This window comes from Kaistella sp. CFF1-2 (genome assembly GCF_059509915.1).
Window position 1 is genome coordinate 77,762 of record NZ_JCAKLF010000002.1, and the last position, 19,000, is coordinate 96,761.

Here is a 19,000-nt window from a genome sequence, read left to right on the forward strand (position 1 = left end):
AAATTAAATTTTTCGTTACAAATATGTATAATTCTGTTAAATTAACCAAACATTTTGTTAAAAAATTCATAAAACGTAAAAAAAACTAACAACCAGTTAGTTTTAAAATAATTTCAATTATAAATTACTAGTTTATCTACAATTTTATCTGAAATACAGTAATAAGCAATCACTTATTACTGTGAATTAAAAAAAAATATTAAAAATTGTTAAAAAAAATACTACTTAAGACTGTAGTTATAAAAAAATAAAGCCGTTTAAAAACGGCTTTATTACTATTTTAAAAAATTTAAGTTTAATTAAAATTTATCCCAGAACAATTTAGTTTGCTGCTCATCACCACCAATCGCAGTAGCTGCTTGCTCGTAATTTGTTTTGTTCAAGTTACGTTCTGTTACAGGGTACGTAAATCTCTTAGGAATTGGAGTTTGCGTTGCTGCAGGAAGCTTAAGCGCAGGTGCATCATACTTTCTGTAAACAGACCATGCTTCAAAACCTCTGTTATACATCGCAATCCAGAATTGTTTTCCAATTTTCTGTTTCCATGTCCCAGCCGCTGTTGCATAGTTAACATCCGGTCTCGCCAAATACGTTGCGATATCCGCTGCAGGAACTCCCCAATAATCTAAACTCGCTGTAACACCTTGCGTGTAATAAGCCGCAGCTGTTAATGGAACATTATATCCTCTTTCTTTAGCTTCTGCCAACAAGAATGAGATCTCAGAAAAGTCCATCAAATCACCTTTTAGGTTTCTTGTAAAGAACAATGGGCCGATATGTGTGAACTCTGTATACGTATTGAAATCTCCATAAACCCCACCTTTATATGGTGTTTTATTATTGTCAAAGAAAATCTCTCTTCTTGGATCTGCAAGATCATTCATATAATCTACAAACGTATCCGATGGTAAGAAATCTTGTCTTCCACTTAATACCAAATCTGCATATAATGGGTTCGCGTTTGTTGTATTATCTTCGTACGCTAATGTAAAGTTATCTTGGTTAGAAGCAATTAGCCCTTTTGCTACTGCTGCTTCCGCTTCTGCTTTAGATAAAGCCGGATCAGCATCAGCAATTCTCATTGCCAATTTGAAACGTAAAGAAGCTGCTAACTTTTTCCATTTTGAATGATCTCCATTGAAGATAAAATCATTTTCTAAACCATCTGCTGAAGCATCGATATCATTATAAGCCGCTGTAACTTTCGTTAACAAGTCTTTATAAATAGTCGCAGCATCATCATATTTTGGTAACGTCCCATCAACTCCAGCTAATGCCTCTGTGTACGGAATATTTCCAAATAAATCTACCAACTGTTGCCAAGTATAAACTTCTACAATTGTAATATAGGCTGCTTGGTTTTTCTTTTCACCTTCTAGCAAATTATGATCCGCATTTACCGATTCTTTTGCTTTTTTCAAATCGTATAGAACATTCATATACACTCTGTTCCAGTGCGTATCAGGAATACTTCTATTACGAATATCAAAGTTCGTTTCTTCAACATACTGTGTTTCCGTCCATTGTTGCGCCACTAATCTAAAGATATTAGCATTAACATTGGTATTTCCCATTTGGTCGAATAAACTTTTCACTCCATTGGTAAAAAGGAAACTTCCTGGAACTTCCGACGGATTTTTTGGATCTTCATTAAGATTAGCATAATCTTGATCAGTACAAGCTGTAATAGACAATGCTATCAAGGATCCTAATATTATTTTTTTCATTTCGTTTCTAAATTTTAAAATTCAACTTTGATACTAGCACCAATTTCTCTAAATGAAGGGTGCGCCCCGTTTTGGAATCCCATTAAGTTACCATTTCCAATTGTTGCTTCAGGATCTGAGTACGGCATATTTTTATGGATGATCCATAAATTTCTACCAATTAATGAGAATGTCATATTATCAATAAATGAATTTCCAAACATCTCTTTCGGAAGTCTATAAGAAACCGTTACGTTTCTCAACTTCACAAATGAACCATCATAAACATGCATTGCTTCTGGACCTCCGTAGAAACCATATGCGTTTGTATAATTGGACATCTGTGTACGAATATCGTTAGGTGAACCATCTGCTTTCACACCTGGCAAGATCACACCACCACCTTGAGCAATTGGTAATCTTTTTAAATTCCCTAAATCGTTAACACCTGCTGTTTCTTGATACAAACCTGTCGCAAGTCCGAATGCCATATCTTGAGAATATACATCACCTCCTTTCTTGAAGTCAACCAAGAAGCTTAAGCTAAAGTTTTTGTACTTCAATGTATTCATAATACTTCCTCTCCAATCTGGAACCGCATCACCAATTACTTCTTGAGGATCGTCGCTCACTAAATATTTACCATTAGCTCCTACAACTCTTTGTCCATCAAGATAAACATAGTTCGTTCCTCTCAAAGTTCCTGTAGATTCTCCTAGCATTGCACCAGTAGTAACATTCCACATTGATCCGAATTCTAAGAACGTACTTTCACCGAAGATATGAGTAACTTTAGATTTGTTTTTCGACCAGTTTCCAGTTAATTCCCAAGTGAAGTTTTCGTTTTTCACTGGAACAACTGTTAATCTTGCTTCAATACCTTTGTTTTCAATATCTCCAGCGTTAACCCACATACTTGTAAATCCAGATGCTCCAGAAATATCCGTAGGCGTAATTAAGTCTTCCGTTTTTTGTTTGTAAACAGAAACATCGAAACTAATTCTATTTTTGAAGAAAGCCATTTCTAAACCTGCTTCCATTTCTGTCATGAATTCAGGCTTCAAATATGGGTTGTTTGATGTAGAAGGTGAAGTAGCATTAAATGAACCGTTGAATGCAGGGTTTAATGTATAGGTATTATACAATCTGTATTCACCTGTATCGTTACCTACTTTCGCGTAGTTGAATCTCAACTTACCAAAATTGATTTTATCTTTATTGTTCAATAATTCTGAGAACACTAAACTCGCAGATCCTGAGTAATACCAATACGTGTTGTTATCTTTAGGTAAAGCTGATGAACGGTCTCTTCTTACGGAACCATCTAAGAACAACATATTTTTGTATCCTAAACTTGCCTGTGCGAATAACCCGTCAACACTTTTTCTTCCGTAAAAATCGGTAACGTTATTTTCAGTTAATGGTTCAGCAGTATTAGAGATTGAGTACAATCCTGGCACTTTCAATCCACCATTAGTTACTGCAGAGTTTCCATAACGTCCGTTTCTTCTTAAGTTGAAACCGATGTTACCAGTTAAATTTAAATCGTCACTTAAATCTTTATCAATATTCAAGATGGCATCGTAGTTCATTTCATACACTTTTTGTTGTAAGAAATAATACTCTCCTTTTCCTCCATTCGCTAAACGACCTTGGTCAGACGATCCAATCGCAACTCTTTCTTCTCTTAAATCATCAAAAGAGTCAAAAGTATATCTCCCCATTGCACTTAACCAATCCGTAAACTTATAGTTTAAACCAAAGTTTCCGAAATAACGATTTCTTTTATCTGTTTGGAAGTTTTGGTATCTGTTAAAATAGAAGTTATCCGTATAACCAACTGCTTGTGACTCATAATCTTTAATGTTCCAAGTCATGTTTTGCCCTGTCAAGTCATACGCTTGTCTTTGCTTATCCATATCAACAGAAAGATTCCACCATTGTCTGAAACCTTGCATTGGGTTTCTCGTTTCGTAACCTGTATACACTCTTCCTTTTCCATTGGTATTAGAGTAAGTTAAGCTACCAAAAACATTCAATTTTTCTGTTAAGTTATAATCCGCAGAGAAATCTAATGTATTTCTCTTGATATTACTGTTAACTAAAGCCCCTTCTTGCAAGAAGTTTGTAAAACCTAATCTAAATTTTCCACTTTCGTTACCTCCAGAAAAAGCAACTGAGTTTTGATAGGTTGCAGCTGTGTTCCAAATAGAATTTGGGTTCTTACCAGCAACCCAAGCCGTAGGCTTTAAATAACCTGGCAATTGAGGATATTGAGAATCCCAATTATATACCATCATGTTCGGGTCGAACTTCGTACCAAAAGAAGCATCATCGTAAGTATATACAATGTTTTTATCTTCTACACCGTCCCCATTAATATCACCAGCATAAAATGAACCCCCCGTATAACCTCCACCGTATTGGTTTTGGTATTTTGGTAACGTCTCACGATCTACAAAACCGTAGGTTGCAGAACTATTGAACTCTACACCGATTTTTCTTGATCTCTTTCCTTTTTTAGTAGTAATCATGATAACCCCGTTCATCCCTCGTGATCCGTAAAGTGCAGATGCAGCAGCACCTTTCAATACGTTTACACTTTCGATGTCGTTCGGGTTGATATCCGCCATACCATTGGAGTAATCGTAACCACCTCCACCTTGACCAATTCCAGATTGGTTAAACGTGTCATTGTTAATAGGTGTACCATCAACAACAATTAACGCTTGGTTACTTGAAGTCAAAGATTTTACACCACGAATCACCATGTTCGCAGAACCACCCATAGTACCAGATTGGGTAATATTCAAACCTGCAACTTGTCCTGCTAATGCATCAGAAACGTTTGCAACAGGAACTTGCGAAACCTGATCTCCTTTTACTTCTGTGGTTGCGTAACCAAGAGATCTTTTCTCTCTTTTGATACCGAGTGCTGTAACAACTACACCCTCGATTTCAGTAGTTTTAGTTGAATCTGTTTGTGCATTCATCATCACAAAAGACGACGATAGCACCACAGCTAAAACACTTGATGTTAGTTTCTTCATATCAAATTAAATTTTTCGTTACAAATATGTGGATTAAAGTTAAAATAGACAAATAATTTGTTAAAAAAATCAAAAAAATCGACTATATTTACACATCTTATAATTTTTAACAATATTAAGATCATAGAATTATGAATTTAATAAAAAGTCACACCGATAATTACATTGAAGCAGGTTGCGACGAAGTTGGTAGAGGATGTCTTTGCGGGCCTGTAGTTGCAGCGGCTGTAATTTTAGATCCAAATTTTGAAAATGAGTTTGTTAATGATTCTAAAAAATTAACATTTAAGATGCGAAATGATCTTGATCAATTCATCAAAGACAATGTTCAGGAATACGCAATTGCAGAACTTCCACCAGCATTTATTGATGAGCATAATATCCTTAATGCAAGTATTCATGCGATGCACCTTGCATTGGATCAACTAAAAACAAGACCTGAATTCATCTTGGTGGACGGTAATAAATTCAAACCGTATAATTTTATTCCACACGAATGCATCATTAAAGGAGATTCTAAATATTTAAGTATTGCATGCGCCTCTATTCTTGCAAAAAACTATCGGGACAAATTACTTATTGAACTTCATGAAGAATTTCCCGAATATGGTTGGAACAAAAATATGGGTTATGCAACAAAACAACATCGAGAAGCTTTAAACAAATACGGACCAACGGTACATCATCGGAAATCGTTCCGTTTAGATTATTCAGAATAAAAAAGTCCGAAACTTCGTTTCGGACTTTTTTATTTTATGATATTGAACAAATTTTACTCGTTGTTCTTATTTTTTGTTTCTTGCTTTTTCAGCAGCTTTTTGTTGCTCTTGAGCTTGTTCCATCATTTCACGCATTCTCTTTTGGAATTTACCTTCTTTCTTCGGCTTTTCCTTATTGGCTTGGATCTGAGCATGAATTTTCTTTTCATCTAAAATCCAATATTTAATAACGAGAATAATGATAATGTTAATCGCGTTCGACACGAAATAATACCATGATAAACCAGACGCTGCAGAGTTCAAGAAGAAGAAGAATGTAATTGGGAAAATGTACATTAACACTTTCATATTAGGCATTCCTTCTTGTTGTGGTTGCTGCATTTGCCCCGTCGTCATAACCGTATAGATAAGAACTACTGCCGTACACGCTACCGCAAAAATACTGATGTGATCCCATCCGAAAAACGGAATTTGGAATGGTAATTTAATCAAATCATCGTATGCTGTAAGGTCTTTTGCAAACCAGAAGCTCTTACCACGAAGATCAATAAAGTTCGGGAAGAAACGGAATAAGGCATAGAAAATAGGAATCTGAAGCAATGCCGGCAAACATCCCGCGAACTGGTTCACACCCGCCTTTCGATAGACAGCCATTGTTTCTTGCTGCTTCTTCATCGGATCCGCATTCTTATATTTTTCGTTTACCTCATCAATTTCTGGACGAATAACACGCATCATTGCACTTAGCTTGTGCTGCTTGAACATTACTGGCGATAAAATCAATTTTACAATGATCGTCATAAGGAAGATCACCCAACCGGCAGTTATTCCCCAAGATGCAATTAGGTTATACATCGGAATGAAGAACAAACGGTTCATCGCGCCAATAAATGACCATCCTAAAGGAAGGATTTCGTCAAAATTCTTATTGTATTCTTTTAATAAAGGTAAGTCCAATGGCATAAAATACCATGTAAAATCCTGATTCAATTCGCCACCGTGAAGTGCTACACTTCCACTGTAGTTCATTTTCTTCAAATATTCTCCAGCATCAACATTTTCTTGAAACCCCTTACTATTTGTAAATCCATTTTTTGCTTCAATTACCGATGCAAAAAACTGTTGTTTTACACCAATCCAGTTCAATGTTTCCTTGGTTTCATCCATATCCGTTCGTCCATCATAATCATAATCTTTATAATTATTGAACGCGTACGAGAACTCGGAATGCGTCTGTTCTTGAGAACGTCCTTTTTCCATCTTACGAACATTATAATCCCAAACAAAATCCGATGTTGGTGAATTCGTAAGTTGTGCTAAACCTTGAGACTTAACTTTAAAATCAACGGTATATTTTGGAAGTAAAGTATAAACAAACTGAATTGTCGCTCCATTATTAGAATGGGTAAATGTTACAACATTTCCAGCAACCGTTGGCGTAAACACCAAATCTTTGGTATTAATAACCTTTCCAGCTTTATCTTTGAATTGAAATCCGTACGAAGAAGAATTATTCGCTATCAAGTTTAATGGAAGATCAGCATTATCTGATTTTTCGTCGTACGCTTTATATTGCGATAATTCAACTTTAGAAAGTTGACCTCCTAAACTTGAAAACTCCAAATTCAATTCAGAATTTTTTAGGTTTACATTTTGGATAGCAGCGGGTTGCACTGTTCCATTAAGTTGCGCAGCGGGAGCCACAGGAGTTTTAGAAGCAGTAACCTTTTCTGTTTTCGCTTTTTGAGCTTGTAACTCTTGCTCTTCTTTCATTTGCTTGTTCTGAAAATAGAACATCGAAGCAATCAAAAGAATCGAAAAAATAACGAAACTGATTAACTGATTTTTGTCAAGACCGGATTTCTGTTGCATTGTTAAATTCTTAAAAATGGATATTCTTCAACTCTATCAAAACAATACCAATATTTTGCATAGAATTAAAGGCGGACAAAATTACTGATTTTTTTTGGGATTCCTTTGTGAAATGGTGTGAAATAAAAATCACCCAAAAATTGGGTGATTTTATGTTTCTATTTTGAACTTGCTGCCTTAATAAGCGCTTTGAAAAGCGGATGCGGCGTAAGTACCGTACTTTTATATTCTGGATGGTATTGCACCCCAACATAAAACGGATGATCTTTCAATTCTAACGTTTCTACAAGTCCCGTATCTGGGTTGATTCCCGTTGGAACTAAACCGTTCTTTTCAAAATCGTTTTTAAACTCTGAATTGAACTCGTAACGGTGCCTATGTCTTTCGGAAATATTCTTCGCTCCGTAGATTTCTGCTAATTTCGAACCTTGCTTCAATGTACATTTCCAAGCTCCCAAACGCATCGTTCCACCTTTATCAACCACATTTTTCTGATCTTCCATTAATGAAATAACTGGTTCTGGAGTTGATGTATCAAATTCCATTGAATTGGCCTTTGTTAAACCTAAAACATTGCGCGCAAATTCAATAGTCATAATCTGCATTCCCAAACAAATTCCTAAAAGCGGAATATTATTCGTTCTTGCATAATTCGCGGCTTCGATTTTACCTTCAATACCACGATCTCCAAAACCTGGAGCAATTAACATTCCGTCAATTCCTTTAAAAGTTTCAGCTACGTTTTCTGCCGTAATATCTCCACTATACACCCAACGAACTTTCACTTCGGTATCCAAATCTGCTCCTGCATGAATAAATGCTTCTGCAATTGATTTATACGAATCTTGCAAACTCACATATTTTCCAACCAATGCAATTTCTACAGATTTTTTCGGGCTTTTGTGTTTTTTCAAAAACGTTTTCCAATCACTAAGATCTGCTGTTTTATCATTGTTAAGACCCAGTTCTTTCAACACAACATCGTCGAAATTCTGCTTTTGAAGATAGATAGGAACTTCATAAATCGTGTCCATATCCATACATTCAATCACGTTTTCGATTCCAACGTTACAAAATTGCGCCAATTTGGCACGAAGGTCTTTTGCAATTTTATGCTCTGTACGGCAAACCAAAACATCCGCCATAATTCCACTTTCCATCAATTGACGAACAGAATGTTGTGAAGGTTTTGTTTTCAACTCGCCACTAGAGGCCAAATACGGCAATAATGTTAAATGGATAACCATCGAGTTATTTTCACCCAATTCCCATTTCAACTGACGAACCGATTCAATATACGGTAACGATTCAATATCACCCACCGTACCACCGATTTCTGTGATAATGATATCGTAATTTTCTTTCGCAAGAATTTTAATTCGTCTTTTAATTTCGTTGGTGATATGCGGAATAACCTGAACAGTTTTCCCCAAAAAGTCTCCTTTTCTTTCTTTTTCGATTACAGTTTGATAGATTCTTCCCGTAGTCACATTATTATTCTGCGAGGTTTTCGAATTCAGAAAACGCTCATAATGTCCCAAGTCTAAATCGGTTTCGGCACCATCTTCCGTTACATAACATTCACCATGCTCATACGGATTTAAAGTTCCTGGATCGATATTGATATAAGGATCTAATTTTTGAATAGTGACGTTGTATCCTCGGGATTTTAGAAGTAGGCCAAGTGAAGCGGAAACAATTCCTTTACCAAGTGAAGAAGTAACACCCCCTGTAACGAAGATGTATTTGGTATTCTTTTTACTCATTAGATTTAGGTTTGTGCAAAGTTAAAGGAAAAAGAGATACAAGGCAATTTTTCGCCCATCTTAATTCTTTATCTTTCTAAACCGTACGGAAGCGCTTGTAAATCAGCTTTCCAGTCTTTACCGAACTTTTTAGTTAAAAAATCACCTATGATCTTATTGTTTTGAGACGTTTGCTCCATCAAGGTTTCCGTCATCACACATCCCAAATTTGTAAACTCAACGCCGTACTTTTCAGAAAACGCTTTATCGAACATAGGACTAATTCCAAAAGAAATAAAACGTGCTTTCTTTTCTTTAATTCTCTGTTCTACGTTAGAACTATCTAAAGTGGTATCTATCATCGTTTTGTTTTTGTGAATTTGAATTTTTACAACATCGTTTGATTTCGAAATTATTTTTGGATGAAAAACAATCGCAGAAACTGATTTATTTTTCGGAATAAAAACAAATTTGTAATCGCCTTTCTCTAGGTAAATATCGACATTTTTTTCGTCATCAATCGTAAACGACTTATTTAGTTTTGGAATTTTCAGGGTTCCACCTTCAAAGGTTTCGCCTGATAGATTCTCAACTTCAACTTTCACCCTCAAAGGCGCATGACCAAAGCTTAATAACAACAATAAAGCAAAGACAAAACTAAAATAGGACCATTTCATATCGTGATTTTAAACTTTGATTCTTTTTATTCTATTTAGTTAAATCGAAACGGAAAAACAGAAAAAAAATCCTTCATTTAACTTAATGAAGGAATAATGTACGTTAAATAATTTATCTATTTAATTCATCATTTTACGATACTGATAGATCGTCGATAGTAACTACCGTCATTTCTCTGTTTGATGCAAACTGAATAATTTCTGGAAGTCGAGCCATCGTGCCATCTTCATTGGTCAGTTCACAAAGAACCGCATCTTCACCAAGATTTGCTTACTTCACCAAATCAACACTTCCCTCGGTATGTCCAAGTCTTTCGAAAACGCCATCATTTTTCGCTATTAAAGGAAAAACGTGACCTGGAGATGCAATATCATCTGCAATCGGCATTTTTGCAACGGCTGTTCTAATGGAAGTTACTCGATCTTTTGCTGACACACCAAATTCCGCACCTTCTTTAGCTTCAATCGAAATTGTAAAAGCGGTTTGATTTTTACTGGTGTTAGTTTCCACCATTGGTCGGAGATTCAGTTTTTTACTTTTCTCTTCAGAATTACAAAGACAAACAATAATGCTACATTCTCGGATGAGAAGCGCCATATCTTGTTATGTAATGGTGGATGCTGGAAAGATGATGTTGCCTTCGTTTTCGCGATTTTCATCATCTACAAGGAGAATACAATTCCAATGATAACCCACATAAAGTTGATGCAGGCTCTATTTCATGAGTAAGACTTTGCTTATTTAGTATTAAAGTTTTTTCTTTACTCAAATTATTACTATTCTTAATATAATTTTGCTCTAAAATAAGACCGGCGTTTTAAAATTTTTGCGCTAGATATACGATATTAGCAGCTGTGTAATTCATATTAAAAAAATAAAAAAAAACCTTCACTGAAAAGTGAAGGTTTTCATATAATCAATTATTTACCATTACATCATTCCTGGCATACCACCGCCCATTGGCATTGCTGGTTCGTCTTTCTTAACTTCTGTAATTACACATTCCGTTGTTAAAAGCATTCCTGCAACTGAAGCCGCATTTTCTAGAGCAACTCTCGTTACTTTAGTTGGGTCGATAATTCCTGCTTCAAGCATGTTTACATACTCGTCTGTTTTTGCATTGTATCCGAAATCTCCGTTACCTTCTGCTACTTTAGCAACGATAACAGAACCTTCTCCACCTGCATTAGCAACGATTTGTCTCAATGGCTCCTCGATTGCTCTTTTTACGATTTTGATCCCTGTCGTTTCATCTGCATTATCTCCAGAAACTGAATTTAAAGAAGCGATTGCTCTAACTAAAGCAACACCTCCACCAGCAACGATACCTTCTTCTACCGCTGCTCTTGTTGCGTGAAGCGCATCATCAACTCTGTCTTTTTTCTCTTTCATTTCAACCTCAGAAGCGGCACCTACGTAAAGAACAGCAACACCGCCAGCTAATTTGGCCAAACGCTCTTGCAATTTTTCTCTATCGTAATCCGATGTTGTTGTTTCCATCTGAGCTTTGATTTGACCAACTCTTCCTTTGATTTGAGCTTCGTCTCCACCTCCATTTACAAGAGTCGTATTATCTTTGTCGATAACCACTTTTTCAGCAGTACCTAACATTTCGATTGTAGCATTCTCCATTGTGAAACCTCTTTCTTCAGAGATTACTGTTCCACCTGTAAGAATTGCGATATCTTCTAGCATTGCTTTTCTTCTATCACCAAAACCTGGCGCTTTAACGGCAGCAATTTTAAGAGAACCTCTCAATTTGTTTACTACTAAAGTTGCCAAAGCTTCTCCTTCAACTTCTTCAGAAATAATCAATAATGATTTTCCACCTTGGGCAATTGGCTCCAAAACTGGAAGTAATTCTTTCATTGAAGAGATTTTTTTCTCAACTAAAAGAATGTATGGATTATCCAATTCAGCAACCATTTTTTCTGGATTCGTTACGAAATATGGAGATTGGAAACCTCTGTCAAACTGCATACCTTCTACAACATCAACTGTCGTATCAATACCTTTTGCTTCTTCAACTGTAATTACACCTTCTTTTCCAACTTTTCCAAAAGCTTCAGAAATAAGAGAACCAATCGTTTCATCATTATTTGCTGATACAGAAGCTACTTGCTTAATTTTATCTGTAGAATCACCAACCGTTTGAGATTGAGATTTCAAATTTTCAACAACATTAGCTACCGCTTTGTCAATCCCTCTTTTCAAATCCATTGGGTTTGCACCCGCAGCTACGTTTTTAAGACCTTCTCTTACGATAGCTTGAGCCAAAACCGTTGCCGTTGTCGTTCCATCACCTGCGATGTCATTGGTTTTAGAAGCAACTTCTTTTACCATTTGAGCACCCATGTTTTCTACTCTATCTTCAAGTTCGATTTCTTTCGCTACCGAAACCCCATCTTTCGTTACGTGAGGCGCACCGAAAGCTTTCTCGATTACCACATTTCTACCTTTAGGTCCTAAAGTTACTTTTACTGCATTAGCCAATGCATCAACTCCTCTTTTAAGAGCGTCTCTTGATTCGATATCGAATTTTATTTCTTTTGCCATTTTTAAATGTATTATTGTATGATGTACAATGTAAAATGTACTTTTTAATGTTTAGATTTTAAGCTGAATAAGAAAAATACAGTGTACTTAGTACATTGTACTTTTTACAAATCCTATCCTAAGATTCCTAATAAATCAGATTCTTTGATGATTAAATAATCTTTTCCTTCGAATTTCAATTCTGTTCCAGAATATTTACCGTAAAGTACTTTATCGCCAACATTTACAGTCATCGCTTCGTCTTTTTTCCCTGGTCCTACTGCAACAACAGTTCCTTCTTGAGGTTTTTCTTTTGCTGTATCTGGGATGATAATTCCTGAAGCTGTTTTCGTTTCTGCCGGAGTTGGCTCAACTAAAACTCTGTCTGCTAGTGGTTTGAAATTTACTGACATAATTTATCTTTATTTAATAGTTATTTTCTCTCTAATTTTTCTCCAAGAATGTGCCATTTGAAATTTCATGTTTGAAGTTTCATGTTTGAAGTTAGAATTGTCACACTAAAAATAAAAACGAGAAAATTTGGCAGAAAAAAGTATATTTAGATTTCTAATTCTGAATGATGAAAAGACCTTTTTTTGGACTTGTATTTTTAATTTCTACCTTAAATTTTGGACAAGCAACAAAGTTGTTTTTTGTGAAGGAAAACGATTCAACCATGAGTGTTCGAGATTCTAAAAACAAGGTTATCATTCCGTCATTCCGTATCTTATGGGAAGCTTATAAAGAGAAAGAAGAAATAAAAACGGATCTTATTTTAATTCAAGAAAACATGATCGATTATAAAGTCTATAATCGTGAAGGTAAATTCTTATTTACACCGACGATTTTTGATTATAGTGTCGTATTTTCTGAAGGTCATGTTGCATTCGAAGAAAAAGGAAAACAAGGTTTGGCCAACAAAGAAGGAAAAATTGCAATTCCAGCCGAGTACGATTATATGGGATTTCTAACAAATGGAATTGTTGACGCTTGTAAGGGTTGCTATTTTAATCGAAAAGTTGATCCGGAACACCCTCCGTTAGTTGACGGAACTTGGTTTCAATTGGATAAAAACGGAAACATTCTGGATGCTAAAAATTATCCTGAAAAACTAAAATCGAATCTAGATCATCAATTTAAATACGCAGAAAAAGAGGCTGAAATTCTTAAGAAATTTGGTTCGTATAAATCAAAAATTGCTGATAAAATCAAGCAACCAAAAGATGATATTAAATTTGAAATCGTATATCCACCCACAAAATACGAGCCGTATTACCATATAAAATTGTACAATAAATACAGCAATTATTGGCATACGACGTTTGATAATGAAACCGAAGACAATTTCTATTACGACCCAAAAACCGACACTTTTTATGGTCAATATGAAGAAACAAAAATTTTAAAGAAAAACGGTGAGGAATACTATGATACACCTGTCAAAAAGCAACCGATTGAAAAATGGTTGAAAAACAAAGATATTCATTCAAATTAATTTCTCGAGCTAAAGCTTCAAAAATACCTTACCTGCTTTTTAATAAAATCCAACCTTTTTCGAGATGTTTTTCTCCAAGAGCATCACTCCACTCAATCAGATACCAATACGTTCCTGTTGAAGATTTTTTGCCATAAAACGAACCATCCCAAATAAATTGATTGGATTGATTTCCTTCGAAATGTAGTTTCCCATAGCGATCAAAAACTTTAATCTTTAGGTCGTTTTGATTCAGTAATTCTGAAAAATCAATCGTATCATTTATTCCATCTCCGTTTGGAGTAAACGCATTTGGAATTTTAAACTCTTGAATGATTTGGCTCTCCGTTGTAAATTGATTCTCAATACATCCTGTCGCATCTCCTGCAGAATTGAATGGAATAATCTGAACAAAATAATTCGTGCTGTAATTTAAATTTGATGGAAGTGTAAAAGAAGTAACATTTCCAAGATTCTGACTGAAAACATCATTTCCGCCAGCCGTGGTTCCAACTCGAATTCGATATCCTGTCGCACCTGAACTTGCAGTCCACGAAATCGTTGGATTGATGGAAACGTTGGTTGCATTATTCGCTGGGAATGTAATCGTAGAACATGGTGGAATCGAGATCGGAGCATTCTCCGTTCTAAATCGATGTTCGAAACATCCAGTCGCATCTCCTGCAGAATTGAATGGAATAATCTGAACAAAATAATTCGTGTTGTGGTTCAAATTTGCTGGAAGCGTGAAACTTGTTACATTTCCTAAATTCTGATTCAAAATATCATTTCCACCTGCAGTTGTACCGATTCTAATTCTGTAACCTGTCGCGCCTGAACTTGCTGTCCACGAAATCGTTGGACTAACCGAAACATTCGTTGCATTATTTGTAGGAAATGTAATCGCAGAACAAGTTGGAATTGTAACCGGTGCAGATTCTGTCACAAATCGATGTTCAGAACAACCCGTTGCATCACCAGCAGAATTAAACGGAATAATCTGAACAAAGTAATTCGTGCCGTAATTTAAATTCGAAGGAAGTGTAAAAGAAGTAACATTTCCTAAATTTTGACTGAAAACATCACTTCCTCCAGACGTGGTTCCAATTCTAATTATGTAACCTGTCGCGTCTGAACTTGCAGTCCACGAAATCGTTGGATTGATGGGAACGTTTGTCGCATTATTCGCTGGGAAAGTAATCGTAGAACATGGTGGAATCGAGATCGGAGCATTCTCCGTTCTAAAGCGATGTTCGGAACAACCCGTTGCATCACCCGCTGAATTAAACGGAATAATCTGAACAAAGTAATTCGTGCCGTAATTTAAATTCGATGGAAGTGTAAAAGAAGTAACATTTCCTAAATTTTGACTGAAAACATCATTTCCGCCAGCCGTGGTTCCAACTCGAATTCGATATCCTGTCGCACCTGAACTAGCCGTCCAAGTTATTGTTGGACTAACAGAAACATTGATTCCATTATTAGCAGGAAACGTAATGGTTGAACACGATGGGATCGTTATCGTAGGATTTGCAGTGGTAAATGAATATTCACTACAATTTGCTGTAGCCGAAACAGTATTATATGGCGTAATTCTCACATAATATCTTGTTGCAGGTGAAAAATTGGTTGGGTGATTATACGTTGTTAGATTTCCAACATCAAAATTATTTCGAATATTGGTTCCACCTGGCGTTGTACCAATGGAAAGTCGATAACCCGTTGCATTGGCAATCGCATTCCAGGAAATATTTGTTGTAATGGGAACATTGGTTGCATTGGGCGTGGGTAAAGTCATCGCAGGGCACGCAAGTACAACTGGTTGCACTTCATAAACACCTAAGTCGATAGAAGCCCCCACCAATCTTGGCAAATTAGCCAAATCGGTAGAAGTACCGGCCGGAGTTGCAGAAACTTGATTATACAAAGCATTCACACCATAATTAACAGCTGGACTTGTTTGTTGTACTCGGAAATTCGCTGAATTATTTATAAAAAGTGGATTTACGCCAACAAGGTTCGCGGTACCTGCAGTGTAACTTTGCGTAATATTTCGTCGGATATCTTTCTCTCCACTATCTGCGTTGACAATTTCAGAATGAATATCGGGTCTAAAACCTCCCGTTTTTGCTGTATTTTGATAAAAAATAGAATTATAAATATGAGTAATATTCGGATTGGATGGCGTATTTGCGTAACGGGGAATTATAAAAGCGGTATTTGTATTCCCAACAAAAGTTGCATTGGCAACTTCAATATTTCGATAATTATATATAGCGCCACCTTTGTCACTTGCTAAATTTTTGTGGAAAAGCGCGTTCGAAATTTTTAATCCTTCATCGCTAAAATTATAAATGGCACCGCCTTGTTTTGCAGCATTATCATAAAATTCAGACTTGTTAATCGTTGAAACTTCCGAAAATCGATGATTGTATATTGCGCCTCCATTTTCGCTTGCTTTATTATTTCTAAAAACGGTATTCAGGAAATCCCATTTCCCAAAACTGCTGTTAAGTGCACCTCCTTCTTGGGCTTCATTATTATTGAATTGTGAATTCTCAACCGAAAGTGATGTTCCAAAAATAAAAATTCCACCACCTTCGTCTGCTTTGTTGCCAATAAATTGAGTGTTTTTTAATTTAACATCATAATAATTAATATAAATACCACCGCCTTGTGTTTCGGTAGTATTATTTTCAAACCGTGTATTTTCTAGTTGGAAATTTTCTCCCCAAGTATAAATGGCACCACCATCATTTTCCGCATAGTTGTTTCGGAACACAGAATTTTTTATGGTGACATTATCCGACCAATTATGGATCGCGCCGCCGCCATTGTCACCCATTGGATAAACTTTGTGATTGCTCCTGTTATTCTCGAAGGTACAGTTATCAATAAGAATTGCACCTTGGAAACCGTGCATGAGATAAAGTGCACCTGCACCACGACCGCCTTCCGAAATATTATTTCTAAAAGTTGAATTCCGAATCTGAGCAATATTGGTTCTTAATACAAGTCCAGCTCCGCCTTCATTTGCTCCTGTAGCGAATCCATTAACGAAATTAACACCGTCAATACTACAATCATCTTCTTGAATATACATGATTTGAGTGGTATTTTGCCCATTGAGATTTGTTGGATATAAAGTGTAATTTCGGGTTGTTCCCACACCGCTGTAACCGCCAACTAAACGAACTTTTTTTCCCCAATCAATATTAAGTGTTGAATTGATAAGATAATTTCCTTGTCGTAATCTAAGTTCAGTTTGTCCAGAATTCAAATTAGCAATGGCATTTTGTAGCGATCGTGCATTGGCCCAAGAATTTCCGTTTTGGGTTCCAGCGCCTGTTGGCGTGACATACCAAATCGTTTGCCCTACGAGAGCAATTGACAAAAAAGAAAATAATAGAATAAAAAAGATAGAAATCCTTTGCATCAGCTTTACTTGATATCAGCGAATTTCCATGGTTTTGTAGTTGTTTTTTACAAATATAAAACCCTATTTTTTTCTGTAATTAACATCTGTTAACGCTTACTTTTTCTTTTGTTTGTCACCACGAATTCTTGAAATAGTAATGGGGCTTACATTTAGTCGGGAAGCAATATGTTTTAAAGGAACTACTTGTAAATAGCGTGCGTAATGCTTTTCAATTAATTGATAATTGGAAGTTGCATCGTTAGAAAACATCAAATTGGTGATGGAAAAGATGTAAATAAGATAATCCTCCATAAGTGCATTCCCGAATAGAGACCAATCATGATAGGTTGCATAAAGCTCTACCAAGTCTTTTCGATCAATATACATCACCTCCGAATCTTCATACAACTGAATATTCATGAAATTTGGAGTTCCATTCCTGAAACTTTCCATATCGGTAAGAAATTTGAGTTCAGGCTCTATCCAAAGCGTCTGCTCTTCTCCATCATCAGAAACACGATATGCCCGAGAAATAGACTTTTCTGCAATGAATAATTCCGAAATAACATCGCCAGAATTTACAATATGATCTCCAGCTTGCACATCCATACATTTGAATTTCTGAAGCCCTAATTCTAGAACTTCCTCATTAAAATGCGGATGAAATTGAAGTATTTTTTCTTTTAAAAGATGTTTAAAACTCATTTTTAAATTTCAACAAATAGTATGCAAAACATCGGAATATTCTACAAATAAATTGGAATTAGTACATTTACGACTGATTAAAAATAAAAAAAATTGATGAAAAATCTACTTGCAATTGTCCTATTTTTCTTTAGCACTATTGGCTTTGCCCAAAATTACGACGCTTACAAAATACCCAATTCGTTAATCCCCAATTTTTGGGGACACAACAGCGAAAAAGACAAAAACTTCCCAAAAAACCCCGGAATTTTTGACAAATCAGGAGCCGCACGTTTGTATGATAACGCCGATGAAAAGCAAATTAACTTTATATATGGAGACATCATTTCCAAGAAAAATAGTAGTGAAGTAGGCGTAGTTCATTATCAATATATATCTAATTCCAGTGCAGAAAGTGAATCTCAAAAAATGAAGGATGATGGTACAAATAGACAAGTTTATTTGAAAAAAGGCAGTTTAATTTCAACAGTTTTTTGCGATAGTGAATCTGACAAAGATGTGGTTGATAAAATTGCTACTTATTTTGAAAAAAGTTTAAAAATGGAACGCTTTTTCCCAGAAACTGAATCAATTCCTGTGGACACGGTTTCAGCGGCCTCTTCTGGCGAGGAAGAGTATACGACTATTTCTGAAGCCGTTATGGACACAGCCACTATTGTTACGTCTTTTAAATTTGACCAGTATTTGGTGAAAACAACCTCTCAAAACCAGCAAGTTCCTGTAAATTGGAAGAGCAATAGCAAAGTGCAAAAATTTCAAAAACAAATTGAAAATAGTATTCAATCCACCGAACCCAATTTTGCTAATTTCTATACTTTAGTTTTCGTTGAAAAAAATTCGAATTATCTAGGATTTATGATTGATTCTCGTACGGGAACTATTTACGAAACGCCAATGAGTTGCATCAAACCGGAATGGGGTTTTAATTTTGAGAGAGACAGTCGTTTATTCATTGCAAATGTGTGCAGAACCGAAGTTCGAATTGACGGCACTCCTTACGAAGGCTATGAATGGGACGAAAATGGTAAAGCTTTCAAGAAATTAAAAAAAGTAAGCATGTACATCAACGAATAAACATTCAAAGAAAAAATAAAGAAA

General features: G+C 35.7%; 12 protein-coding genes and 1 pseudogene. 3 read left to right on the forward strand and 10 right to left on the reverse strand.

What is annotated here, in order from left to right:
- Positions 1-299: 299 nt before the first annotated feature.
- Entirely contained in the window at positions 300-1,727 is a 1,428-nt protein-coding gene (locus AC5XHR_RS05500; RefSeq protein ID WP_495949782.1) for a SusD/RagB family nutrient-binding outer membrane lipoprotein, read from the reverse strand.
- A gap of 14 nt (positions 1,728-1,741) precedes the next feature.
- A complete protein-coding gene (locus AC5XHR_RS05505; RefSeq protein ID WP_495949783.1) occupies positions 1,742-4,756 on the reverse strand; it encodes a SusC/RagA family TonB-linked outer membrane protein in 3,015 nt (1,004 codons plus the stop codon).
- A gap of 131 nt (positions 4,757-4,887) precedes the next feature.
- Between AC5XHR_RS05505 and rnhB the strand changes: the two genes are divergently transcribed.
- Entirely contained in the window at positions 4,888-5,475 is a 588-nt protein-coding gene (rnhB, locus tag AC5XHR_RS05510) for a ribonuclease HII (protein WP_495949784.1), read from the forward strand.
- 66 nt (positions 5,476-5,541) lie between these two features.
- Here the strand turns inward: rnhB and yidC are convergent, their stop codons facing one another.
- The 6 genes and pseudogenes from yidC to AC5XHR_RS05540 form a co-directional block, all read right to left on the reverse strand.
- A complete protein-coding gene (yidC, locus tag AC5XHR_RS05515) occupies positions 5,542-7,347 on the reverse strand; it encodes a membrane protein insertase YidC (protein WP_495949785.1) in 1,806 nt (601 codons plus the stop codon).
- Positions 7,348-7,505: 158 nt separating this feature from the next.
- A complete protein-coding gene (gene pyrG, locus AC5XHR_RS05520) occupies positions 7,506-9,113 on the reverse strand; it encodes a CTP synthase (protein WP_495949786.1) in 1,608 nt (535 codons plus the stop codon).
- A 68-nt stretch (positions 9,114-9,181) separates the two neighbouring features.
- A complete protein-coding gene (locus AC5XHR_RS05525) occupies positions 9,182-9,769 on the reverse strand; it encodes an FEKKY domain-containing protein (RefSeq protein ID WP_495949787.1) in 588 nt (195 codons plus the stop codon).
- 133 nt (positions 9,770-9,902) lie between these two features.
- Positions 9,903-10,367 (reverse strand): annotated as a pseudogene (locus tag AC5XHR_RS05530) (3,4-dihydroxy-2-butanone-4-phosphate synthase).
- A 333-nt stretch (positions 10,368-10,700) separates the two neighbouring features.
- Entirely contained in the window at positions 10,701-12,326 is a 1,626-nt protein-coding gene (gene groL, locus AC5XHR_RS05535) for a chaperonin GroEL (protein ID WP_495949788.1), read from the reverse strand.
- Positions 12,327-12,439: 113 nt separating this feature from the next.
- Positions 12,440-12,718 carry a co-chaperone GroES gene (locus AC5XHR_RS05540; protein WP_495949789.1) on the reverse strand — a complete coding sequence of 93 codons (279 nt, stop codon included), beginning with the start codon at positions 12,716-12,718 and terminating at the stop codon, positions 12,440-12,442.
- A 167-nt stretch (positions 12,719-12,885) separates the two neighbouring features.
- On the opposite strand from AC5XHR_RS05540, the gene AC5XHR_RS05545 reads away from it, so the two are divergent.
- Positions 12,886-13,800, forward strand: a complete 915-nt coding sequence (locus tag AC5XHR_RS05545) for a WG repeat-containing protein (protein ID WP_495949790.1) — start codon at positions 12,886-12,888, stop codon at positions 13,798-13,800.
- A gap of 28 nt (positions 13,801-13,828) precedes the next feature.
- Here AC5XHR_RS05545 and AC5XHR_RS05550 read toward each other — a convergent pair whose 3' ends face one another.
- Together AC5XHR_RS05550 and AC5XHR_RS05555 are read right to left on the reverse strand one after the other, a co-directional pair.
- The gene (locus AC5XHR_RS05550) at positions 13,829-17,173 is read right to left on the reverse strand and encodes a T9SS type B sorting domain-containing protein (protein WP_495949791.1); all 3,345 of its coding nucleotides are present in this window, start codon (positions 17,171-17,173) and stop codon (positions 13,829-13,831) included.
- Between the two features lie 138 nt (positions 17,174-17,311).
- On the reverse strand, positions 17,312-17,902 hold the full coding sequence (locus AC5XHR_RS05555) for a Crp/Fnr family transcriptional regulator (RefSeq protein WP_495949792.1): 591 nt from the start codon (positions 17,900-17,902) through the stop codon (positions 17,312-17,314).
- 96 nt (positions 17,903-17,998) lie between these two features.
- Between AC5XHR_RS05555 and AC5XHR_RS05560 the strand changes: the two genes are divergently transcribed.
- Positions 17,999-18,976: a hypothetical protein gene (locus AC5XHR_RS05560; RefSeq protein WP_495949793.1), complete on the forward strand. Its 978-nt coding sequence runs from the start codon at positions 17,999-18,001 to the stop codon at positions 18,974-18,976.
- Positions 18,977-19,000 lie beyond the last annotated feature (24 nt).

Bases quoted from the DNA above. Each gene is read 5' to 3' on its own strand.
- AC5XHR_RS05525 (WP_495949787.1), bottom strand. From the start codon at position 9,769: ATGAAATGGTCCTATTTTAGTTTTGTCTTTGCTTTATTGTTGTTATTA.
- AC5XHR_RS05555 (WP_495949792.1), bottom strand. From the start codon at position 17,902: ATGAGTTTTAAACATCTTTTAAAAGAAAAAATACTTCAATTTCATCCG.
- AC5XHR_RS05545 (WP_495949790.1), top strand. From the start codon at position 12,886: ATGAAAAGACCTTTTTTTGGACTTGTATTTTTAATTTCTACCTTAAAT.
- pyrG (WP_495949786.1), bottom strand. From the start codon at position 9,113: ATGAGTAAAAAGAATACCAAATACATCTTCGTTACAGGGGGTGTTACT.
- rnhB (WP_495949784.1), top strand. From the start codon at position 4,888: ATGAATTTAATAAAAAGTCACACCGATAATTACATTGAAGCAGGTTGC.
- yidC (WP_495949785.1), bottom strand. From the start codon at position 7,347: ATGCAACAGAAATCCGGTCTTGACAAAAATCAGTTAATCAGTTTCGTT.
- AC5XHR_RS05505 (WP_495949783.1), bottom strand. From the start codon at position 4,756: ATGAAGAAACTAACATCAAGTGTTTTAGCTGTGGTGCTATCGTCGTCT.
- AC5XHR_RS05540 (WP_495949789.1), bottom strand. From the start codon at position 12,718: ATGTCAGTAAATTTCAAACCACTAGCAGACAGAGTTTTAGTTGAGCCA.
- AC5XHR_RS05500 (WP_495949782.1), bottom strand. From the start codon at position 1,727: ATGAAAAAAATAATATTAGGATCCTTGATAGCATTGTCTATTACAGCT.
- AC5XHR_RS05560 (WP_495949793.1), top strand. From the start codon at position 17,999: ATGAAAAATCTACTTGCAATTGTCCTATTTTTCTTTAGCACTATTGGC.
- groL (WP_495949788.1), bottom strand. From the start codon at position 12,326: ATGGCAAAAGAAATAAAATTCGATATCGAATCAAGAGACGCTCTTAAA.